Origin of the sequence: Roseomonas chloroacetimidivorans, from assembly GCF_049629625.1 — a bacterium.
Lineage (GTDB): Bacteria > Pseudomonadota > Alphaproteobacteria > Acetobacterales > Acetobacteraceae > Roseomonas > Roseomonas chloroacetimidivorans.
Genome location: NZ_JBNBZS010000003.1, coordinates 268,702 through 290,015 on the forward strand (window position 1 = coordinate 268,702; position 21,314 = coordinate 290,015).

Sequence of the window (21,314 nt, forward strand, 5' to 3'; positions counted from 1 at the left end):
CTGTCGTTTCAGAGGCATGATGCTTGTCCCGGCCCGCCATCCGTGAACCGCTCGCCCACCGCGGACCTCTCCCGCACGATCCGGACAGCGATCCGCTCCCAGGTCGCCGCCCTCTTCAACGACCGCTCCCGCGGCGAAGCGCCCGTCATGCGCCGCGCCGACGGCATCTTCGGCCCGCAATCCGTCGCCTGGCGCGTCCATGGCGACGTCACCTCGATGATGGTCGGCGGCATTGCGGGCCTGTTGCTCCAGATGCTTCACCCCGCCGTCCTTGCCGGGGTCTGGGACCATTCGAACTTCCGCGCCGACATGCATGGCCGCCTGCGCCGTACTGCGCGCTTCATAGCCCTCACCACCTATGGCAGCCGCTTGGATGCGGAGGCGGTGATCGCGCGCGTGCGCGGTATTCACGACAGGGTCCATGGCACCCTGCCGGACGGTACCCCCTATGCCGCGAATGACCCCGCCCTGCTGGCCTGGGTGCATGTGACGGAGACGACCAGCTTCCTCGATGCCTGGATCCGCTACGCCGAGCCGCGCATGACAGGGGCCGATCAGGACCGCTACTTCGCCGAGATGGCCCAGATCGCCGCCGGTCTGGGTGCCGATCCCATCCCCCGCAGCCGGGCCGAGGCACAGGAGCTGATCCGCAGCATGCGCCCGCAACTTCGCTACGACGCGCGCACGAAGGAGGTCGCGCGGTTCGTCCTGCGCCAGCCCGCGCCGCACCGCGTGGCGGAGCCGGTCCAAAACCTCACGATGCAGGCCGCCGTGGACCTGCTGCCACCCTGGGCGATCCGTATGCACGGGCTGTCAAACCCGGCACTCGGCCGGCCGCTGGTGCGGGCCGGCACTCTCGGCATCGCCCGCACCCTGCGCTGGGCCTTCCGCCCCACGGGGTAAGGCCGGCGCCGCTACTCCGGCTGCACCCCCAGCTCCCGCAGGATGCGCCCATAGGTCGCGTATTCCTCGCGAAGCATCGTGTTCAGCGCTGCCCGTGCCATGAAAGATCCTGGGGCGCGCGTGGTTGCCAGCACCTGCCTCACCGCCGGCGTCTCCAGCCCGGTGCGGCAGGCCTCCTCCAGCCGGTCCAGCACCGCCGCCGGCGTGCCGCGCGGTGCGTAGATGCCGACCTGGCTGAGCTGTACGGCGTTGACCCCCTGTTCCACTGCCGTCGGCACATTCGGGAAGTCCGGATGCCGCCGGTTGGAGAAGACGGTGATCAGCCGCAGCTTCCCGGCCTCCACCAATTCCGCCGCGGAACTGACCACGGCCGCCGAGAAATCCAGCCGCCCCGCCAACGTGTCGTTCAGATGCGCCGCCTCGCCGCGATAGGGGATATGGTTGAAATCCACCCCCGTGGCCTTCTGCACGCGCCACACGCCGAGTTGCGGCAGGGAGTTCGGCCCAGGGCTGCCGAAGCTCATTGGCCGGCGCCTTCCCTCAGCCACCAGATCCTGCAATGAGCGGATCGGGCTGTCCGCCCGCACGGCGATGCCCAGGATGTTCTCGTTCGTCCCGCACACCGCCTCGAAATTCTCGGGATTGGTGCCGGCATTGCGGACCATGTGCGGCTGCACCACGATCGCCGTCATCGGCGTCTGCCCGATGGTGTAGCCATCCGGCGCGCTGGCCGCGACATAGCGCATTCCTACCACGCCCGAGGCGCCGTCCTTCGTCATCAGCACCAGCGGTTGTCCGAGCACCCGCTGGAAGTGCTCGCTCATCGCCCGCATCAGCACATCGGCCGTGCCCGGCGAATAGGGCATGATCATCGTGATCGGCTTGTCCGGATATTCTGCCCGCGCGGGCAGGGCAACAGCCAGCGCCAACGCGGCGGACAGCAGAAAATGACGCATGACGCTCTGTTCTCCCGGAGAGGCACCGCCGGGTCGGCCCCGTGCCGGTGCATTCATCGACTGTGGGGCCGCGCTTCGCCGTGCCGCTCGGGCCGCTCAGTCGGGCTTCACGCCCAACTCCCGCAGGATCTGGCCATGGGCCTCATATTCCCGCTGGATCAGGCGCGTGAAATCCGCCCGGCCGATATGATTGACGACCAGCCGCACCTGCCTGGCGACCCGTAGGAAGCCTTCGTCCTGGACTCCCGTCCGGCAGGCATCCTCCAGCTTCGCCATCACCGGCTCCGGCGTGCCCGCTGGCGCATAGAGCCCAACCGGGCTGTATTGCAGCGCGTCGATTCCCTGTTCCCGCGCCGTCGGCACATCCGGGTAATCCGGGTGCCGCCTCTCCGAGAACACGGCGATCAACCGCAACCGTCCTGAATCGATCAGCCCTGCCGCCGAGGAGACGACGGCCGCGGAGAAATCCAGCCGCCCCGCCATCACCTCGTTCAGATGCGGTGGATCGCCACGGAAGGGCAGGTGGGTGAACTCTACCCCGCTCGCCCGCTGCACGCGCCACACGGCAAGCTGTGGCAGGGAGTTCGGACCGGGGCTGCCGAAGCTCATCGCCCGCTTCTTCCCTTCCGCAACCAGCCCGGTCAGGTCACGGATTTGGCTGTCCGCGCGAACCAGTACCCCCAGCACATTCTCATTTGTGCCGCAGATCGGTGCGAAGTTCTCGGGCGAGGTGCCGGTACCGCGCACCAAATGCGGCTGCACAACGATCGCCGTCATCGGCGTCAGCCCCAGCGTGTAGCCATCGGCTGGCTGCGTCGCCACGTAGCGCATGCCCACCACGCCGGAACCGCCGTCCCGGTTCACGACGACCACGCTCTGACCCATTACGCGGGTGAAGTGCTCGCCCAGCGCACGGCCATAGGAATCGGCCGCGCTGCCCGGGGCATAGGGCAGCACGATGGTGATGGGCCGGTCCGGAAAGGCCATGGCCGGGCCGGCCGCGAGCAGCGCGGCGGCGAGCGCGACACCGAGGGAACGCCGCATCACGCTCATTCCTCCAGGATCGCGACGGCCCGCGTCCAGCCGGCCGAGGCGCGGTGGATCTTCACGGGGAAGCAGGCCACCATGAACCCGTCCGCCGGCAGCGCTTCGAGATTGGAGAGCTTCTCCATGTGGCAGTAGCCGATCTCGCGCCCGGCCCGGTGCCCTTCCCAGATCAGCGACGCATCGCCGCTTTCCTGCACCTTGCGCCGCGTGTGGCTGAAGGGCGCATCCCAGCTCCAGGCATCCGTGCCCACCACGCGCACGCCGCGCTCCAGCAGCCACATCGTCGCGGCCTTGCCCATGCCGCAGCCCGTATCGATGAAATCGTCCTGGCCATAGCGGCTTGCAGCGCGCGTGTTCACCACCACGATCTCCAGCGGCTTGATCTCGTGGCCGATGCGGCGAAGCTCGGCCTCCACCTCCTCCGGCTGCACGACATGCCCGTCCGGCAGGTGGCGGAAATCCAGTTTCACCCCGGGTTGGAAGCACCAGTCCAGCGGCACCTCGTCAATCCGCAGCGAAGGCCGTCCGCCCGGCACCAGCGCCTCGTCCATGCGGGAGAAGTAGTGGTAGGGCGCGTCCAGATGCGTGCCGTTATGGGTGGAGATATTCACCTGCTCCACCGCTGCGTACTCGCCTTCCGGCAGCGCATCCACGGGCACGCCCATATATTCCGCCATGGCCGGCGCGGTCATGTGGTGATCACGGTAGTCGATCTTCGGCAGCATATGCGGCGGATCGCTCGCGATTCCCGCCGTCAGCGCGACCGAGATGTCGATAATCTTCCTTGGCATTGTCTCTCGCTTCCTCCGTCGCCGCGTCACTCGGCGGGCCAGGGCGGCGCGGGCAGGATCACCGCCCGGCACTCGCCGAAACCGATGGGCACCGCGCCCTCCGCATGGGCTCGCCCGCGGAAGATCACCTCGTCCCCGTCTTCCAGGAAGCGCCGCACCTCGCCATTCGGCAGGTTGATCGGCCCGCGCAGGATGATCTCCGCCATGCAGGCTTCCGATCCCGCCTCGGGGCCGGAACAGGTGCCGCTGCCCAGAAGATCGCCCGGCAGCAGGTTGCACCCGTTGCTCGCGTGATGCGTCACCATCTGCGCCGGCGTCCAGGCCATCGTCGCGAAATCCGTTGCCGTCAGTCGGGCCGGCCCGCTGCCCTCCCGCTTCATGCGTGGTGTCAGCAGCCACACCTCCAGCGCGATGGACAGCCCGCCGCGCTCGCGGTTCTCCGCAGAATCCAGATGGGGCAGGGGAGGGGGCACGCCCTCCGCGCGGCGCGCGGCCGGGATCGCGAAAGGCAGCATGGCCTCCGCCGTCACCACCCAGGGCGACACGCTGGTCGAAAGACTCTTCGCCAGGAACGGCCCCAGCGGCGGCATCTCCCAGCGCTGGATGTCGCGCGCCGACCAGTCATTCAGCAGCCCGTAGCCGAACAGCCTTTCCGGTGCGCGCGACATCGGCACCGGCGTGCCCAGCGCATTCTCACCCGCCAGCCAGACGGCCAGCTCCAGCTCGTAATCCAGCGCCTCGGTTGGCCCGAAATAGACGCCGTCCTTCTTCTTCCACTGCCCGTTCGGCCGCACCACCGGCTCGCCGCTCACGCGCACGGAGCTGGCACGGGAATGATAAGCGACCGGCAGGCTGTCGAAGGCTGGCGGCAGCGGCGCCAGCGCGTCCTTCAGCGCGCCCAGCCGCCAGGAATGATCGCGCGAGACCATGAAGTCGGAAAAGTTTGCGACCGCGACGGGCAGGTGCATCTGCACCGCGCTCATCGGCGCCAGGATCGCGTCGCCGCGTGTCGAGGCATCGCTTCCCTCCGCCAGAAGCTCCGACACGGCCGCGCGCAATTCGCGGGAGGCTGGCCGCCCCATCGCCATCAGGCGGTTCAGCGTCGGCTCCGCTGCCGCCTCCGCGGCCGCTCCGCGAAGCAACCCGGCTTCCAACGCCGCGCGCAGATCCAGCACCTGGTCGCCGATCGCGACACCCCCGCGCGGCGTGCCGCCATCGCGGGAGAACACCCCTAGGGGCAGGTTCTGGATCGGGAAATCGGCCTCCGGCGCATTGGCCGAGGCCACCCAGGCCCGACGTTTCGGGTCATGGGTCGAATCAAGGACGTTCATAACGGGCAGCATGTCCCGCTGGACGCAGCCTGGAAAGAGGAAATATATTTTCCTGGTGCTGATCGATCATCCTAACCCGCCGGAGGCGCCCACCCTCTCCGAGGCGGCGGCCCGGCGCCTGCGGCACGACATCGTCGGAGGCGGCCTGCCCCCGGCCACGCGCCTGCGCCTGCGCGACCTCTCAGCCCGCTACGGCGTCGGCGCCACGCCCCTGCGGGAAGCCCTGGCCCGCCTCGCCGCCGAGGGCTTCGTGCTGCTGGAGGGCCAGAAGGGCTTTTCCGTCCCTCCCGTCACCCGTGCCCATCTGCTGGACATCACCCGCTCCCGACAGGTCGTGGAACCCGAGGCCCTTCGCCTTGCCATGGAACACGGCCGCGCTGCCTGGGAGGACGACATCGTCGCCAGCCTTTCCTTGCTGCGCCATGAAATCACCCGACGCGACCCCGCCAGCGAGGAATGGCTGGACGCCTATGAGGCCCGGCACCACCGCTTCCACCGCGCCCTGATCGCAGCCTGCCCGCTGCCCTCGCTGCTGCGCTTCTGCGACGACCTCTACCTCCAGAAGACCCGCTATCGCCGCCTGATGGAGACCGCCCATCAGGACTGGACCCGTATGCTGGACGTGCATGAGACCCTGGCGGGGGCCGTGCTCGCCCGCAGCCCGGACGCCCCGCCGCTGCTGGCCGCCCATATCGGCACAACGGCGGAAATGGTGCTGGCCCTTCTCGGCGAGGCCCCTCCGGGCGCCTGACCGGCACCTCTCCGCGATCGCGCCCCGGAGATCCCCGCCGACGCGTGACAGGCGCGCCGCTCCGTCCCATCCTGCGCCGGAACGCGGCCAGCCGAGGCCGCATAAGGGGAGCCAGCCATGCTCGACACCGCCGCCAAGCTCGTCCTGAAGGACCCCGACCTCTTCCGCCAGGCCAACCGCGTCGGGGCCGAATGGGTCCAGGCCGCCTCCGGCAAGACCATCGCCGTGAAGAACCCCGCCACCGGGGAGGTGATCGGCGAGGTTCCCTCCCTCTCCCGCGAAGAGGTCCGCAAGGCCATCGAGGCCGCCCAGGCCGCCCAGCCCGCCTGGCGCGCGCTGCTGGCCAAGGAGCGTGCCACCATCCTGCGCCGCCTCTTCACCCTGATGATGGAGAATGTGGACGACCTCGCCGCCATCATGACGGCCGAGCAGGGCAAGCCCCTCGCGGAATCCAAGGGCGAGATCGCCTATGCCGCCTCCTTCATCGAGTGGTTCGCGGAGGAGGGGAAGCGCGTCTATGGCGATATGATCCCGACCTTCAAGCAGGGCAGCCGCATCCTCGTGATGAAGGAGCCGATCGGAGTCTTCGCGGCCATCACGCCCTGGAACTTCCCGGCCGCCATGATCACGCGCAAGGCCGGCCCCGGCTGGGCCGCGGGCTGCACCGGCGTCATCCGCCCGGCCTCGCAGACGCCCTTCTCCGCCCTGGCCATCGCCGTGTTGGCCGAGCGCGCCGGCATGCCGCCGGGCGTCTGCAACGTCGTCACGGGATCGGCGCGTGAGCAGGGCGAGGAACTCTCCACCAACCCCATGATCCGCAAGCTGTCCTTCACCGGCAGCACGGAGGTCGGCCGCACGCTGCTCGCGCAATGCGCTGGCACCATCAAGAAGACCAGCATGGAACTCGGCGGCAACGCCGCCTTCCTCGTCTTCGACGATGCGGACCTCGACGCCGCCGTCACCGGCGCCATGGCTTCCAAGTTCCGCAACACCGGGCAGACCTGCGTCTGCGCCAACCGCATCCTCGTGCAGGACAGCGTCTATGACGCCTTTGCCGAGAAGCTGAAGAAGGCGGTGGAGGGACTGAAGGTCGGCAACGGCATGGAACAGGGCGTCTCCCAGGGGCCGCTCATCAATGCCGACGCCGTCGCCAAGGTGGAGGAGCACATCCAGGACGCCACCGCCAAGGGCGCCAAGGTGCTGACGGGCGGCAAGCGCCACGCCCTCGGCGGCAATTTCTTCGAGCCGACGATCCTCACGGACGTGCCCACTTCCGCGAAGGTGCTGAAGGAGGAGACCTTCGGCCCCATGGCGCCCCTCATCCGCTTCAAGACTGAGGAAGAGGCCATCCGACTGGCCAATGACACCGAGTTCGGTCTGGCCGCCTATTTCTATGCCCGCGATGTCGGCCGCATCTTCCGCGTCGCCGAGGGGTTGGAAAGCGGCATCATCGGCATCAACGAGGGCATCATCTCCACCGAGGTCGCGCCCTTCGGTGGCGTAAAGGAGAGCGGCCTGGGTCGCGAGGGCAGCAAATACGGGATCGAGGACTATCTCGAGATCAAGTACTGCCTCATCGGCGGGGTCTGACATGTCGGCGGCATGGCGGGCCTAGGCTGCCCGCCATGCCCAGCATCGCCCGGGCCTCCGCCATGGAGAGCCCGGTCGAGCTCTGCAGAACGACGAAATAGCGCCGGTCGCATTAGGGCCTGATCAAGCGACTACCCCTGAAAGTATTTCTGCTCCGAAGGCTGCGCATGACGAACAGGCGTAAACCTCGTGCAGCCAGTGACGTCCTCCAGCACCGTGCCGGCGCAGATAATGAACAGGGTCAGCCAGCCCTGGCAGTAGCGGTCCAGGGCGTCAGGCAGCTGCTCTCCATGAGTAGCACGCAGCACCACCTGTCCTGAGTAGGCCCACGCTCAGAAATCGTAGAGACGCGCCGGATTCTCAACGAGGATGGCCCGCCGCACGGCCTCGTCGGGCGCCCATTCGTCCAGCAGGTCCAGCAAGGGCGCCTCATCCGGCTTCGGCTCGGGCGCGTTCGGATGCGGCCAGTTGGATCCCCAGACCAGCCGCTCCGGCGCCGTTGCCACCAGTGTTCGTGCGATCGCCGACACATCCTCATAGCCCGGCGGCCCGCTGCGCGAGGTGCCGTAGGGCGAGGACAGCTTCACCCAAACTCGCCCGCTCTCCACCAGCCGCAGCAGCGCTCGCACCGGCGCAGCATCGGGCGGCACCGGCGCATGGAAGCGCCCGACATGGTCGATCACCACAGGGCAGGGGAGGTCCCGGATCAGCGCCTCCCGCTCCGGCAACTCGCCCCCGTCAAACTGCATCTGCACATGCCAACCCAGCGGCGCTACCCGCTCCGCCAGCGCGTGCAGCCGCTCCCATGGCACCACCCCGCCCTTGAGCAGGAAGGCCCGCGCGCCGCGCGCGCCGGCCGCATGCAGCCGCTCCAGCTCCGCAATGGGCGTCTCCGGCGTCACCGCCACCACGGCGCGCGCCTGGCCCAGCGCCGCCACCGCGTCCAGGGTGCAGGCATTGTCGGTGCCATAGGCCGTGGGCTGCACCACCACCACCCGCTGCAGCCCAAGACGCGCCTGCACCGACCGGTAGGCCGCGAGGCCGCTGCCGAAAGGCACCGGTGAGGGATTGGTCGGCGCTACCGGATACAGCTCAGGCGGCCCATAAATATGCATGTGGCAATCGGTCGCGCCGGGCGGCACGGGACTTCTTGGACTGGCTGGCATGATTCCTCCTCGCGCCAGCCAAGCCCGCTCCATTCCGGTTGTCCACCATCCCGGCATCCCCCTAAGCTTTGCGGAAAAGACAAGGACAGGGAGGCAAGCATGGCCGGACGCCGGAAATTCCTCAGCGCTGCAGCGGCACTCTGCGTCGCCGGCCAGGCACAGGCAGCCTGGGAACCGGCCCGCCCCGTCCAACTCATCGTCGGCTTCGCGCCCGGCGGCGGCGCCGACCTGGCCGCCCGTGCGATCGGGGAAGCGGCCTCGCCCTTCTTCCCCACCCCGCTCGTCGTCATTAACCGTCCGGGCGCAGGCGGCGCCATCGCTGCGCAGTATGTGGCGGGCCTGCCACCGGACGGGCTGAACCTGCTGGTCGGCGGCGGCAGCGAGAGCACCTCCCTCCCGGCCTTCCGCAACCTGCCCTACGACCCCAAGGCCTCGTTCCGCGCCATCATCCGGCTCACGCGCCAGCCTCTGCTGATCGTGGCCCGGCGTAACAGCCGCTATCGCGACCTCCCGGCCTTGGTGGAGGCCGCGCGCCGTAGCCCCGGCACCATCTCCCATGCCTCCTCCGGCATCGGCTCGATCTACCACGCCGTCTTCGTGCTGCTCTCCCAGGCCGCGAGGATCGAGTTCCTGCACGTTCCCTTCAGCGGCGGCGCACCCTCCCTGCAGGCGCTCATGGCCAACACGGTGGAACTCGCCGTCCTGGCTCCGGAGGAGATGGCGGGCCTGGCGCAGGCGGGGGAGGTACGCCCTCTGGCGGTCGCCTCCGCCGAGCGCATTCCCGGCTATCCGGACGTGCCGACCCTGCGGGAACTGGGCTGGGATGTCGTGGCCGAGAACATGAAGGGCCTCTGCGCCCCCGCCGGCCTGTCGGACGACGCCTATGCGGCGCTGCATGACCGCTTCCGCCGCGGCATGCAGACCCCGACCTGGCGCAACTTCCTTGAGCGCACCGGGGCGATGGACGGCTATCTCGACGGCCCAGGCTTCCAGGCCGCCATCGACAAGGTGTTCGACGCACTTCGCAACACCATTGAGCGGAGCTGATATCCAGCGGCAGCGGGGCATCCTGCCCCGCCACATCTTGCGCCCGGGCGCCTCAGCCCCGAATTTCTGACCTATGAGCGCGCCCCACCCCTACGACTTCGACCTTTTCGTCATCGGCGGCGGCAGCGCCGGCGTTCGATTGGCCCGAATCTCCGCCGGCCACGGTGCGAAGGTCGGCATCGCGGAGGGCCGCTTCTGGGGTGGCACCTGCGTCAATGTTGGCTGCGTGCCCAAGAAGATCATGGTGCAGGCCGCCGAATACGGTGCCTGGGCGCAGGACGCCGCAGCCTTCGGCTGGACCCTGGGCGAGGCCCGTCATGACTGGGCGACCCTGGCCCGCGCCCGCGACACCGAGGTTGCCCGCCTTTCCGGCATTTACGGCCGCATGCTGGCCGGCGTCGGGGTCGAGGTCTTCGAGTGCTATGCCCATTTCACTGGCCCGCATGAGTTGAGCCTCGGCGGCGGCAGGACCGTCACCGCGAACCGCATTGTCATCGCGACCGGCGGCACCCCCATCCGCCCCGACATTCCCGGCGCCGAGCACGCCCTCATTTCCGACGATCTCTTTGCCCTGAAGGAGATGCCCCGCCGCGTCCTGGCCGTCGGCGGCGGCTATATCGGCTGCGAGTTCTCCTCCCTCCTCCATGGGCTGGGCGCCGAGGTGACGCTCGCCTATCGCCAATCGCTTCCCCTGCGCGGCTTTGACCATGAGATCCGGGAGGCTGCGGCCGAAGCCCTGGCCGCGAATGGCATCACCGTCCTGGCCGGCGAAACCCCGGTCGAGATCACCTTAAAGGGCGAGACCCGCCTCGTCCGCATGGCGAGCGGCAAGGTGGTCGAGGCTGACGCCGTGTTCTTCGCGATCGGCCGCAAGCCCGCCACCAAGGGCCTCGGCCTGGACGCCGCCGGCATCAACTGCCGGGAGGGCGCGGCCATTGCCGTGGATGACGACCACACCACGAACGTCCCTCATATTTACGCCCTGGGCGATGTGACGGACCGGGTGAACCTCACCCCCGTGGCCACCGCCATGGGCCATGCCCTGGCTGACACGCTGTTCGGCCCCAAGCCCCGGAAGGCCTCCTACGAGAACGTCCCCAAGGCCGTCTTCATCTCGCCCCCCATCGGCAGTGTCGGCCTGACAGAGGAAGAGGCCGCCCTGCGCGGCCCTGTCGAGATCTACACAAGCCGCTTCACCCCCATGCGCCACACCATCACCCGGCGGGAGGGCCGCAAGACCCTGATGAAGCTGGTGGTGGAGGCCGGCACGGGCGTCCTGCTGGGCGCGCATATGCTGGGGGAGGACAGCCCGGAGATCATGCAGGGCATTGCGGTCGCCGTGGTGAACCGCCTGACCAAGGCGCAGCTGGATGCCACCATCGGCATCCACCCGACGGCGGCGGAGGAATTCGTGACCATGCGCGTCGCCACGCGGCGCGTGGGGGAGGGGGCCGCGAAGGCTGCCTAAAGCGGCCGCGCTCATTCTCCTCTCCTCAGGGCCGAAGGGCTCCGCCCATCCGGCAGGTTCCTCGTTCGGCGGTGATTCCGCCCTCCTCAGAAGGCATCTGCCCTCTGGTGCGTTCTGCGCTGAGGAACGAATCTAACGAATATTCCATGATCGTGATTGTGAGTTGTCGGCTTAATTGTAAGCTGGGCCCAGTTGCCTCACTGACCCCAACGGGAACCCAATGCTGCGGAGGCCTCATCCCGTCGCGTCAGCGGGCTGCTCCGCAGCTTGGCATTCATGATTGCCGTCCTCGCCTGTGTCACGGATCGGCACAACCTGGCCCTCGTTCTGGTCGCGATGGTTGTCTGCGCCATCGGCTCCTGGTCGATCATCCGCCTGCACCGCCGCGCCTTCCGCGTCGGCGGCCTTCAGCGCGTCGGCTGGCACTTCCTTAGCGCCGTCGCCGCCGGCATCTCGATCTGGTGCACCCATTTCGTGGCAATGCTGGGCTTTGACCCAGGCGTTCCCATCGCCTTCGACGCGGTGGCCACCATCGTCTCCCTGCTGATCGCTCTCGTTGGCGCCTATCTGGGGTTCAGCGTTTCGGCTGGTGGCCGGGGGCACGCGGCACCCATGATCGGCGGCGCCATTCTCGGCATCACCTTGTCCGCCATGCATTATGCCGGAATCATGGCCTACCGCGTTCAAGGGCTCATCACCTGGAATCCCGCGATGGTGGCCGCCTCCGTGGCGGGCGCCGTGGTCTTCGCGGCCCTGTCGCTGCATTTCACCCCACGGAAGCCCCGCTGGCCCAATATGGCCATTGCTGCCTCCTGCCTGATGCTTTCCGTCCTCATCCTGCATTTCAGTGGGATGGCCGCCCTTACCATCACACCGATGCAGATCGAGGGTGACTTTGCCGACCCGGCTGCGCAGGCCGCCCTGGCCCTCGCGGTCTCGGTCGTCGCGCTCATCGTGGTCGGTGCGGGCATCGCCAGCTACCTGATCGACGACCGCTCCCGCGCCGAGACCACCCGCCAGCTTCACCACCTTGCCTTGACGGACAGCCTGACCGGCCTGCCGAACCGGGAGGCCTTCCGCCAAAGGCTGGAGCAGGAGGTCGCGGCGGCCGCCCGGGGCGGCCAGCGCATCGCGCTGCTTAACCTGGACCTGGACGGCTTCCGCGAGATCAACGACGCCCATGACCACTCGGCCGGAGACGAGGCGCTGCGCCAGCTCGCCGCCCGCCTCACCAGCCTGTTGCGGGAAGGCGAGTTCGTCGCCCGGATCGGGGCGGACGAGTTCGTGGCGGTCAAGCGCCTGAACCAGGGAATGCAGATAGACGGCTTCGTTCAACGCCTTCACGCCGCCGTCGCCGTGCCGGTCCAGCTGCGCGGCCAGGCCGTCACTCTCAGCACGAGCATCGGCGTCGCCTTCTTCCCCGAGGATGCCGAGGCAGCGGGGGGCCTTGTCGGCAGCGCCGCCCTCGCTCTTGCCCGCGCCAGGGTCGAGGGAAGAGGGCAGCTCCATCTCTACCAGCGCTCCATGGAGGAAGCCGCCCGGACCCGTCGCCAGCTCGTGGCGGATCTGCGCGCCGCGATCGGTACGGATCAACTCACCCTGCACTACCAGCCCCAGTTCGCCGTCTGGAACAGTGAGCTGCGCGGCTTCGAGGCGCTGCTGCGCTGGACGCATCCCAGCCGCGGCCCTGTCCACCCCGCCGAGTTCATCCCCCTGGCGGAGGAGAACGGCCTGATCGAGGCCATCGGCGAATGGGTGCTTCGCCGCGCCTGTGCCGATGCCGCCCGCTGGCAGCCGGCCTGCAAGGTCGCTGTCAACCTCTCCCCCGCCCAGCTGGCTAATCCCAACCTGCCCCAACTCGTCCAAGACATCCTGCAGAAAACAGGCCTCCCGGCGGACCGGCTGGAACTGGAGCTGACCGAGACCATGATCCTCGGCAGCGGGGAGCACGCGGTGGAGACGCTCCATCGCATCGGGGCCCTCGGCGTCCAGGTCGCGCTGGACGATTTCGGTACCGGCTACTCCTCGCTCGAGACGCTGCGCGCCTTCCGATTCAGCAAGATCAAGCTGGACCGCTCCTTCATGCGGGAGGTGGAGGACCGCCCCCAGGCCGTTGCCATCATCCGCGCCGTTCTCGCCATGGGCCGCAGCCTCGGCATGCTGGTGCTCGCCGAGGGTATCGAGACGGAGGGCCAGCTCGCCATCCTCCGGACCGAAGGCTGCGACGAGGTCCAGGGCTATCTGACCGGCCACCCCGTGCCAGTTGAGGCCCTGGTGGCACAGGGGCAGATCGGCATGGAGCCCTCGCCCCTTCCGCCAGGACCGACCGGGCAGCTGGAAACGGCCTGAGCAGCCGGGCCGGCAAGGGGGTAGCGGTCCACGCGGGGCAGGCAGGCCGCATCAACCCTTGCCCCCCCGGTCCCCCTCGCTATGGTGCCCGACCGCCCCGAGAGAGGGCGCGCCTGCCCACACTGGACACGTCACAGCAATGCCCACCTCCTCCTGGCACCCCGCCTCCTGGCGCGACATGCCGATCCGCCAGGTTCCCGAATACCCGGACCAGGCCCGCCTGCGGGCCATGGAGGAGAAGCTTGCCCGATTTCCCCCGCTCGTCTTCGCGGGTGAGTGCGACCGCCTGACGAAGCTGCTGGCCGAGGCCGGCGAGGGCCGCGCCTTCGTGCTCCAGGGCGGCGACTGCGCCGAAAGCTTCGCCGATTTCAGCGCCAACAACATTCGCGACACCTTCCGCGTCCTGCTGCAAATGGCTGTGGTCCTCACCTTCGGCGGCGGGCTGCCCGTGGTGAAGCTCGGCCGCATGGCCGGCCAGTTTGCCAAGCCCCGCAGCAGCGACACGGAAAGCCAGGGCGGCCAGACGCTTCCCTCCTATCGCGGCGACATCATCAACGGCGCCGAATTCACCGCCGAGGCTCGCATCCCCGATCCGCAGCGGATGGAATTCGCCTATCTGCAATCGGCGGCCACGCTGAACCTGCTGCGCGCCTTCGCGACCGGCGGCTTCGCCGACCTGCATGAGGTCCATCGCTGGAATCTGGGCTTCGTCGCCCGTTCCCCGCTGGCCGACCGCTATGCCGACATCGCCCAGCGGATCGATGAGACGCTGCGCTTCATGGCCGCCTGCGGCATGAACAGCCTCACGGCGCCGCAGATCCGGGAGACGGAGTTCTACACCTCCCACGAAGCCCTCCTCCTGCCCTTCGAGGAGGCTCTGACGCGCGAGCCGATGACGCATCCGCGCCGCCACTACGCCTGCTCCGCCCATTTCCTCTGGATCGGCGACCGCACGCGGCAGCCGGATGGCGCGCATGTCGAATTCCTCTCCGGCGTCGCGAACCCCATCGGCCTGAAGGTCGGCCCGACCACGGAGGTGGACGATCTTCTCCGCCTGACGGACCGCCTGAACCCGAACAACACCCCCGGGCGCCTCACCCTCATCACCCGCATGGGTGCGGCGAAGCTGGAAAAGCACCTGCCGCCCCTGATCCGCGCCATTCAGGAGCACGGCCGCAAGGTCACCTGGCTGTCGGATCCCATGCATGGCAACACGCACAGCGCAGGTGGCTACAAGACCCGCTCCTTCGACGCGATCCTGCAAGAGGTGCGCGGCTTCTTCGACATCCACCATGCCGAGGGCACCAATCCGGGCGGCGTGCATGTGGAGATGACGGGACGCGACGTCACCGAATGCCTGGGCGGCGCGCATCGCTTGACGGAGGCCGACCTGGCCGAGAACTACGCCACCTTCTGTGACCCCCGCCTGAACGCGGAGCAATCGCTGGAACTGGCCTTCCTCGTCGCGGAGGAGCTGAAGGCCCGCCGCGCCGCCTCGATCCACCTCCAGGCCGCCCAGTAGGCGCGGGGCAGGACATGACGATGGACAAGTCGCTCGAAGCCGACATCGCAGCGCGCACCGACGTCTACTTCAAGCGCACCAAGATGATCGTGCAGCGCTTCGGCGACGCGCGCGTCACCTATGCCATCTTCCTGCGCCGCCCCGTCGTCTCCGCCCCGCGACTGATGACCGACTGGCTCCGCACCGTCGCTGCGGAGCGCGGCGCGGAGATCGAGATTCAGCTCATGCATCCCGAGGGCACCTGGGTCGGCGCCGGTGACCCCATTCTCTACGTCACCGGTTCCTTTATCCATCTCGCCGATCTCGAAACCCTGCTCCTGCAGAAGCTTGGCGCCGCCTGCGTCGCCGCGCACAACGCCTACCAGATGTGCCTGGAACTGCCGCATGTGACCTTCCTGGCCATGGAAGCCCGCCACTGCGCCGGTGCCGAGATGCAGGAGATGATGGCCTATGCCTCGGCCGTCGGCGGCAAGGCCGCGAAGGAAGAGGGCGCCCGGGGATTTATCGGCAACGCCAACGACGCCACGGCCCATTACTACGGCGCGAAGCAGGGCGGCGGCACCATGCCCCATGCCCTGATCGGCTATGCCGGCTCTACCCTGCGTGCCGCCGAGATGTTCCACGAGACCTTTCCGGAGGAGAACCTCACCGTTCTCACCGACTATTTCGGGCGTGAGGTGACGGACGGGCTGGAAGTCTGCCGCCGCTTCCCCGATCTCGCCGCCCAGGGCCGCCTGAGCGTCCGGCTGGACACGCATGGCGGCCGCTTCCTGGAAGGCCTCGACCCCGCCGAATCCTATGCGGTGCTGGAACGCCATGTTCCCGGCGCCATCCGTCGCTACCGCAGCGAGTCCGAGTTGCGCCACCTCGTCGGGACCGGCGTCTCCGCCGCCGCGATCTGGCGCATGCGCGAGGCGCTGGACGAAGCCGGCTTCCCCAAGGTTCGCATCATCGCCTCCTCCGGCTTCGGCGTGGCGAAGTGCCGGGTCATGGCCGAAGCCAAGGCCCCGATCGACGTCATCGGCACAGGCAGCTTCATCCCGGACAGCTGGAGCGAGACCTACGCCACCGCCGACATCGTCTCCTATGACGGCGTGCCGCGCGTGAAGATCGGTCGCGAGTTCCTCCTGCGCGACGCGGCGAAGCGGTCCGGCTGAACCGCAGGCCGCGCGCGGCTTGCCGTGCCGCGCGCGTCGTCTAAGTTTCGCGCCCCATGTCCGCCCTGCGCATCGCCCTCGCCCAGACGAACCCGCGCATGGCCGATATCGAGGCCAATGCCGCCCGCCTGCGCGCCCTACGCGCCCAGGCGGCCTCCCACGGCGCCGACCTCCTGCTCACCCCCGAGCATTCTCTCTCCGGTGCCGTCCCCGCCACCCTGGCGGCCGATCCTGACTTTGCCGCGGCCTGCGATGCCGCCCTCATGGACCTTGCCGCTGAGACTTCGGGCATCGGCCCCGCCCTTATCCTGGGTGCCCCCTGGCGCGACGGCCTCCACCTGCACGACGCCCTGGCCCTGCTGGAGGGCGGCTCCATCCGCGCCCGCCGCGCCGCTCATGAACCCCGCCCGGGCTTTGACCCCGGCCCCGTTCCAGGCCCCGTCGCGTTCCGAGGCATCCGCCTCGGCCTGATGGCCGGGCGCGACTGGCGCGGCCCCGCCACGGCCGAAACCCTCGCCGAAACCGGCGCCGAGATCCTGATCGCCCTCGACTCCCTTCCGTTCGAGACAGGCGGCGAGGAACGCCGCCTGCAGGCCGCCCTGTCCCGCGTCGTGGAGAATGACCTTCCCCTCCTCCTCCTCAACCGCCTGGGCGCCGAGGAGGAGGACGTCCATGACGGCGCCGCCCTGATCCTCAACGCCGACCGCAGCCCGGCCCTCCAGCTTCCACCCTTCGCCGAGTCCCTTACCCTCACCGAATGGACGCAGGACGGCGCCACCTGGCGCTGCGTGCCCCGTCCCACCCCGCCCGCCATGCCGTCAGAGGAGCAGCTCTGGCGCGCCCTCCTCCTCGCCCTGCGCGACCACGCCGCGCGCCATGGGGCAGGGGCCTTCCTCCTCCCGCTCGCCGCCACGCCCGAAAGCCTCCTGGCCGCGACACTCGCCGCCGATGCCTTCGGCCCCGCGGCCCTGCGCGCCCTCCATCACCAGCACGATACCTCCGCCGCCGAGGCCGCCCGCGAACTGGCCCTCGCCACGGAGTCCCTCGACCTCGCTCCCGCCGGAGATGCCCTGGCCGCCGCCGTCCCGCAGGCTGCGTCCTGCCTCGTGGCCGCGCTCTCCCAGGCTGTGATCCAGGCCCTCGCGGAAGCAACCAAAGCCCTTCCGATCCTCACCGGGCCGGGCACCACCCCCACCGCCTTCGCCCCCCTGCGCCACCTCTCCCCGGCGCAGCACCGCGCCCTTGCGGTTTGGCGCAATGCCCATCGGCCGCCCGGCCTTCTTGGACCCGAACAGGTCGCCCTCCCACTCGACCAGCCGGCCGGGACGCCCCAGATGAACAAAGCCACCCCCGCCGGACATGGCCCCGCCCTCTGGCAAAGTCTCGCCCGCGCGGATTACAAGCGCCGCCACTCACCGCCCGGTCTGAACATCGCCCCCCGCGCTTTCAGGACCTGACCGGCGCCCCTCAACCCCGACGGAATTCCGGCGCCATGACGACGACATCCCCGCACCCAGCCCCGACCGGCCCCTTCGTCCGGATCAGGGATCTCTCCGGCGGCAATGGTGACGAGCCCGTGGAGGAGATCCGCGGCTTCGCCACCGTCGCCGACGCCGCCACCTTCGCCCGCCGCTATGTGCGCGACAGCGTCGAGCGCTGCCGCGCCCCCGGCATGGACGCCGATGCCGTCCTTGCCGCCTGGTTCGCCTTCGGCGAGGACGCCGAGGCCCTGGATCTGGATGGCGAGCATTGGACCAGCGCCGCCGAGATCCGGAATTTCGCCGCCAAGCCCACCCGCACCAAATCCGAGCGCGACTGGCGCGCCCTCGATCCCCGCAAGCACCTCGCCAATGAGGATGACGATACGGCCGGGGAAGGGGAGGGAGAGGGCGAATGAAGGTCCGCTTCGCCCCCAGCCCCACGGGCTGGCTGCATGTCGGCAACGCGCGCCCGGCCCTGGCCAACTGGCTGGAGGCCCGCAAGCGCGGCGGCACCTTCATCCTGCGCCTGGACGACACGGACACGGAGCGCAGCAAGCCTGAATATGCCCAGGGCATTGAGGAGGACCTCCGCTGGCTCGGCCTGGACTGGGACGAGTTCTTCCGCCAGTCCGACCGCCTGGACCGCTACGCGGCCGCTGCCGAAGTGCTGAAGAAGAAGGGTCTGCTCTACCCCTGCTTCGAGAGCGAGGAGGAGCTGAACTTCAAGCGCGAGCAGCGCCGCAAGCAGGGCCGCGCGCCCATCTACGACCGCGGCTCGCTGAAGATGACGCAGGAGCAGCTCGAACGCGCCCTGGCCAATGGCAAGACGCCCTATTACCGCTTCAAGCTCAACACCCGCACCGTCACTTGGCGCGACGGCGTGCTGGGCGAGCGCAATGTGAAGCTGCCCAGCCTCTCGGATCCTGTGCTGATCCGCGCCGACGGCTCCTTCCTCTATACCTTCACCAGCGTCGTCGATGACCTGGAGACGGGGATCACCCACATCATCCGGGGTGAGGACCACGTCACCAACACCGGCATCCAGATCGACATCATCGAGGCGCTGAGCGGCCGGCCAAACCGGATCCACTTCGCGCATATGCCACTGCTGATGGATGCGGAGGGCGGCCAGCTCTCCAAGCGCCTCGGCAGCATCTCGCTCCGCCAGTTCCGGCGCGACGGCATCGAGCCCGCCGCCATCACCGGCTATCTCGCCGCCCTCGGCAGCTCGCGCGATCCTGTCGCCGCCACGCCGCGGGACCTGATCGCGGATTGGGACATCACTCGCGTCTCCCACTCCCCCGCGCGCTTCGACACGAAGCAGCTTCTCGCCCTCAACAGGAAGTACCTGCACGGGCTGAGCTTCGATCAGGTGAAGGACCGCCTGCCCGAAGGCGCAGACGAGGAATTCTGGCTGGCCATTCGCGGCAATCTCGACCTGCTGGCCGAGGCGCGCGACTGGTTCGAGGTGGTGCGCGGCGACATTACTGTACCGGAGCAGCCCGAGGAATCCGGGCTCCTCAAGGCCGCGCTCGAAGCCCTGCCCCCTGACCCCTGGGACAGCACCACCTGGTCCGCCTGGACCGGCGCCGTCAGCGCGGCGACGGACAAGAAGGGCAAGGCCCTTTTCCTTCCGCTGCGCCGCGCCCTGACGGGCGAGGAGCACGGCCCGGACCTCAAGACCTTCCTGCCGCTGATCGGCCGCACCCGCGCCGCGACGCGCCTGCAACGCTCCTTCGGCGGATGACCATGCAACTCCAGTTCCACGACAGCGCACATCACCACAAGGTCGAGTTCAAGCCGATCGACCCGGACCATGTGCGCCTCTATGTCTGCGGCCCGACGGTCTATGACCTCGCCCATCTCGGCAATGCGCGCCCCGTCGTCGTCTTCGACGTGCTAGCGCGCCTGCTGCGCCGCGAATTCCCGCGCGTCACCTATGTCCGCAACATCACCGACGTGGACGACAAGATCAACGCGCGCTCCCGCGAGAGCGGCGAGCCGATCTCCGCGATCACCGCGCGCACCACGGCCGATTTCCACGCGGATATGGCCGCGCTGAACTGCCTGCCGCCCGATGTGGAACCGCGCGCCACCGGCAGCATCCCCGAGATGATCGCGCTGATCGAGCGGCTGATCGCCAACGGCAACGCCTATGCCGCCGAAGGCCACGTCCTCTTCTCCGTCGCCTCCTATCCCGATTACGGCCACCTCTCCGGCCGTGCGCCGGACGAGCTGCTGGCCGGCGCACGCGTGGAGGTCGCGCCCTATAAGCGCGACCCCGGCGACTTCGTCCTCTGGAAGCCCAGCGACGCCGACACGCCTGGCTGGGATTCCCCCTGGGGCCGTGGCCGCCCGGGCTGGCACATCGAATGCTCCGCCATGTCCTGGAAGCATCTAGGCGAGGAGTTCGACATTCACGGCGGCGGCGCCGACCTTCTCTTCCCGCACCATGAGAACGAGGTGGCGCAGTCCTGCTGCGCCTTCCCCGGCAGCCGCTTCGCGCATCTCTGGATGCATAACGGCATGCTGCTGGTGAATGGCGAGAAGATGTCGAAATCCCTCGGCAACTTCATGACTGTGCGCGACATCCTCCAGCGTGGCCCCTGGGCCGGCGAGGCCTTCCGCCTGCTCCTGCTCAAGACCCATTACCGCGCCGCCCTCGACTACACCGCCGAGCGGCTGGACGAGGCGCGCGCTGAGCTGGACGACCACTACGCCCTTCTCGTGCGCGACCTCCCGGAACCCGAGGCGGATGATGAGACCGTCGCCAACATGGTCGAATGGGCGCTGGAACCGCTCGCCGACGATCTGAACACGCCGCTCGTCATCGCTCGCCTGCGCGACCTGCGCGCGCTGGAGAATGTCATGCAGGTCGGCGGTTCCATGACCGCCGTGCTGTCCCGCGCCGATCGCGGTTGGAACCCGAAGCCCGGCCAGGCCGGCGCCGCGCTGCGACAGGCCGCCGCCGCCATCGGCCTCCTGCCGTCCGACCCGAAGGCGTGGCGCCAGGGTGGGGCTGGGGATGACGACGCGGAGATCGAGGCCGCCATCCAGGCCCGCCTCGCCGCCCGCGCCGCGAAGGACTGGGCCGAGGCCGACCGCATCCGCGCCGATCTCGCCGCCCGGGGAGTCGTGCTCGAGGACGGCAAGGGGACGACCACCTGGCGCAGGGCGTGACCACCACCCTGCGCCCCGCGACGGCCGCCGACATTCCCTTCATCCTCTCGGTGGAGCGCATCCCCGGCCACGACGCCTTCATCCAGCGCTGGTCGGAGGAGCAGCACGCCGCGGCCCTGCCGAACCCGTCCTATGCCTATTTCATCGCGCTCGGCCCCGGCGGCGCCCCCGCCGGCTTCGCGATGCTGTCGGAGCGCGACGACGCCCATGGCAATCACTGCCTCAAGCGCATTGCCATGGCGGAGCCGGGCAGGGGCCTCGGCGCGCCCTTCTTCAGCGCGGTCATCGACCAGGCCTTCGGCTGCCCGCATGCCCACCGCGTCTGGCTTTACGTCTTTGCCGACAACCCCCGCGCTCGCCACGTCTATGCCGCGCAGGGCTTCACCGAGGAAGGCCAGCTCCGCGAAGCCCGCCTGCGGACGGACGGCACGCGCGTCGCTCTCGTCACCATGTCTATGCTACGCCCAGAATGGCAGGCGCGGCATTGCCGCTCCCCCGTCGGAAACTGATCTTTCGCGTTGATGTGGGCCGGGGCATGGAAGGTCCCGGCCAGCGTCCGGCACCATGCAGCAGGG

General features: G+C 69.0%; 19 protein-coding genes. 13 read left to right on the plus strand and 6 right to left on the minus strand.

Annotation, left to right across the window (positions count from 1 at the left end; genetic code table 11):
* The first annotated feature begins 42 nt into the window (after positions 1-42).
* Entirely contained in the window at positions 43-903 is an 861-nt protein-coding gene (locus ACO1BU_RS03480) for an oxygenase MpaB family protein (protein ID WP_424134501.1), read from the plus strand.
* 11 nt (positions 904-914) lie between these two features.
* Here ACO1BU_RS03480 and ACO1BU_RS03485 read toward each other — a convergent pair whose 3' ends face one another.
* From ACO1BU_RS03485 to fahA, 4 genes are all read right to left on the minus strand, one after another.
* The gene (locus tag ACO1BU_RS03485; protein WP_424134502.1) at positions 915-1,859 is read right to left on the minus strand and encodes a tripartite tricarboxylate transporter substrate binding protein; all 945 of its coding nucleotides are present in this window, start codon (positions 1,857-1,859) and stop codon (positions 915-917) included.
* Positions 1,860-1,955: 96 nt separating this feature from the next.
* Positions 1,956-2,903, minus strand: coding sequence for a tripartite tricarboxylate transporter substrate binding protein (locus tag ACO1BU_RS03490; RefSeq protein ID WP_424134503.1), 948 nt, complete (start codon positions 2,901-2,903; stop codon positions 1,956-1,958).
* Positions 2,904-2,908: 5 nt separating this feature from the next.
* Entirely contained in the window at positions 2,909-3,697 is a 789-nt protein-coding gene (locus ACO1BU_RS03495) for a cyclase family protein (protein ID WP_424134504.1), read from the minus strand.
* Positions 3,698-3,723: 26 nt separating this feature from the next.
* Entirely contained in the window at positions 3,724-5,028 is a 1,305-nt protein-coding gene (gene fahA / locus ACO1BU_RS03500; protein ID WP_424134505.1) for a fumarylacetoacetase, read from the minus strand.
* Between the two features lie 55 nt (positions 5,029-5,083).
* On the opposite strand from fahA, the gene ACO1BU_RS03505 reads away from it, so the two are divergent.
* Complete coding sequence (locus ACO1BU_RS03505) at positions 5,084-5,779, plus strand: GntR family transcriptional regulator (protein WP_424134506.1); 696 nt, start codon at positions 5,084-5,086, stop codon at positions 5,777-5,779.
* A gap of 117 nt (positions 5,780-5,896) precedes the next feature.
* Positions 5,897-7,369 (plus strand): NAD-dependent succinate-semialdehyde dehydrogenase, encoded by a 1,473-nt coding sequence (locus ACO1BU_RS03510; protein WP_424134507.1) that lies wholly within the window; start codon positions 5,897-5,899, stop codon positions 7,367-7,369.
* Positions 7,370-7,500: 131 nt separating this feature from the next.
* On the opposite strand, the gene ACO1BU_RS03515 is transcribed toward ACO1BU_RS03510, so the two are convergent.
* Positions 7,501-7,677: a hypothetical protein gene (locus ACO1BU_RS03515; protein WP_424134508.1), complete on the minus strand. Its 177-nt coding sequence runs from the start codon at positions 7,675-7,677 to the stop codon at positions 7,501-7,503.
* Positions 7,678-7,701: 24 nt separating this feature from the next.
* On the minus strand, positions 7,702-8,535 hold the full coding sequence (locus tag ACO1BU_RS03520) for an amidohydrolase family protein (RefSeq protein ID WP_424134509.1): 834 nt from the start codon (positions 8,533-8,535) through the stop codon (positions 7,702-7,704).
* A 99-nt stretch (positions 8,536-8,634) separates the two neighbouring features.
* On the opposite strand from ACO1BU_RS03520, the gene ACO1BU_RS03525 reads away from it, so the two are divergent.
* The 10 genes from ACO1BU_RS03525 to ACO1BU_RS03570 all read left to right on the plus strand — a co-directional run bounded on the left by ACO1BU_RS03525 (position 8,635) and on the right by ACO1BU_RS03570 (position 21,248).
* Entirely contained in the window at positions 8,635-9,582 is a 948-nt protein-coding gene (locus ACO1BU_RS03525) for a Bug family tripartite tricarboxylate transporter substrate binding protein (protein ID WP_424134510.1), read from the plus strand.
* Positions 9,583-9,655: 73 nt separating this feature from the next.
* Entirely contained in the window at positions 9,656-11,050 is a 1,395-nt protein-coding gene (gene gorA / locus ACO1BU_RS03530) for a glutathione-disulfide reductase (protein ID WP_424134511.1), read from the plus strand.
* A gap of 276 nt (positions 11,051-11,326) precedes the next feature.
* Positions 11,327-13,399 (plus strand): putative bifunctional diguanylate cyclase/phosphodiesterase, encoded by a 2,073-nt coding sequence (locus tag ACO1BU_RS03535; protein WP_424134605.1) that lies wholly within the window; start codon positions 11,327-11,329, stop codon positions 13,397-13,399.
* A 139-nt stretch (positions 13,400-13,538) separates the two neighbouring features.
* A complete protein-coding gene (locus tag ACO1BU_RS03540) occupies positions 13,539-14,921 on the plus strand; it encodes a class II 3-deoxy-7-phosphoheptulonate synthase (RefSeq protein ID WP_424134512.1) in 1,383 nt (460 codons plus the stop codon).
* Between the two features lie 20 nt (positions 14,922-14,941).
* Positions 14,942-16,078 carry a beta/alpha barrel domain-containing protein gene (locus ACO1BU_RS03545; RefSeq protein WP_424134513.1) on the plus strand — a complete coding sequence of 379 codons (1,137 nt, stop codon included), beginning with the start codon at positions 14,942-14,944 and terminating at the stop codon, positions 16,076-16,078.
* 56 nt (positions 16,079-16,134) lie between these two features.
* Complete coding sequence (locus tag ACO1BU_RS03550) at positions 16,135-17,535, plus strand: nitrilase-related carbon-nitrogen hydrolase (RefSeq protein WP_424134514.1); 1,401 nt, start codon at positions 16,135-16,137, stop codon at positions 17,533-17,535.
* A gap of 35 nt (positions 17,536-17,570) precedes the next feature.
* Entirely contained in the window at positions 17,571-17,975 is a 405-nt protein-coding gene (locus ACO1BU_RS03555; RefSeq protein WP_424134515.1) for a hypothetical protein, read from the plus strand.
* Positions 17,972-19,306 carry a glutamate--tRNA ligase gene (gene gltX, locus ACO1BU_RS03560; RefSeq protein ID WP_424134516.1) on the plus strand — a complete coding sequence of 445 codons (1,335 nt, stop codon included), beginning with the start codon at positions 17,972-17,974 and terminating at the stop codon, positions 19,304-19,306. The genes ACO1BU_RS03555 and gltX overlap by 4 nt, the downstream gene beginning before the upstream one ends.
* Positions 19,303-20,739: a cysteine--tRNA ligase gene (gene cysS, locus ACO1BU_RS03565; RefSeq protein WP_424134517.1), complete on the plus strand. Its 1,437-nt coding sequence runs from the start codon at positions 19,303-19,305 to the stop codon at positions 20,737-20,739. Before gltX ends, cysS begins: the two co-directional genes overlap by 4 nt.
* A complete protein-coding gene (locus ACO1BU_RS03570; protein WP_424134518.1) occupies positions 20,736-21,248 on the plus strand; it encodes a GNAT family N-acetyltransferase in 513 nt (170 codons plus the stop codon). Before cysS ends, ACO1BU_RS03570 begins: the two co-directional genes overlap by 4 nt.
* Positions 21,249-21,314: the final 66 nt, after the last annotated feature.

Coding starts and splice junctions, on each gene's coding strand:
- ACO1BU_RS03485 (WP_424134502.1), bottom strand. CDS start 1,859: ATGCGTCATTTTCTGCTGTCCGCCGCGTTGGCGCTGGCTGTTGCCCTG.
- ACO1BU_RS03490 (WP_424134503.1), bottom strand. CDS start 2,903: ATGCGGCGTTCCCTCGGTGTCGCGCTCGCCGCCGCGCTGCTCGCGGCC.
- ACO1BU_RS03495 (WP_424134504.1), bottom strand. CDS start 3,697: ATGCCAAGGAAGATTATCGACATCTCGGTCGCGCTGACGGCGGGAATC.
- fahA (WP_424134505.1), bottom strand. CDS start 5,028: ATGAACGTCCTTGATTCGACCCATGACCCGAAACGTCGGGCCTGGGTG.
- ACO1BU_RS03510 (WP_424134507.1), top strand. CDS start 5,897: ATGCTCGACACCGCCGCCAAGCTCGTCCTGAAGGACCCCGACCTCTTC.
- ACO1BU_RS03520 (WP_424134509.1), bottom strand. CDS start 8,535: ATGCCAGCCAGTCCAAGAAGTCCCGTGCCGCCCGGCGCGACCGATTGC.
- ACO1BU_RS03525 (WP_424134510.1), top strand. CDS start 8,635: ATGGCCGGACGCCGGAAATTCCTCAGCGCTGCAGCGGCACTCTGCGTC.
- gorA (WP_424134511.1), top strand. CDS start 9,656: ATGAGCGCGCCCCACCCCTACGACTTCGACCTTTTCGTCATCGGCGGC.
- ACO1BU_RS03535 (WP_424134605.1), top strand. CDS start 11,327: ATGATTGCCGTCCTCGCCTGTGTCACGGATCGGCACAACCTGGCCCTC.
- ACO1BU_RS03540 (WP_424134512.1), top strand. CDS start 13,539: ATGCCCACCTCCTCCTGGCACCCCGCCTCCTGGCGCGACATGCCGATC.
- ACO1BU_RS03545 (WP_424134513.1), top strand. CDS start 14,942: ATGGACAAGTCGCTCGAAGCCGACATCGCAGCGCGCACCGACGTCTAC.
- ACO1BU_RS03550 (WP_424134514.1), top strand. CDS start 16,135: ATGTCCGCCCTGCGCATCGCCCTCGCCCAGACGAACCCGCGCATGGCC.
- ACO1BU_RS03555 (WP_424134515.1), top strand. CDS start 17,571: ATGACGACGACATCCCCGCACCCAGCCCCGACCGGCCCCTTCGTCCGG.
- gltX (WP_424134516.1), top strand. CDS start 17,972: ATGAAGGTCCGCTTCGCCCCCAGCCCCACGGGCTGGCTGCATGTCGGC.
- cysS (WP_424134517.1), top strand. CDS start 19,303: ATGACCATGCAACTCCAGTTCCACGACAGCGCACATCACCACAAGGTC.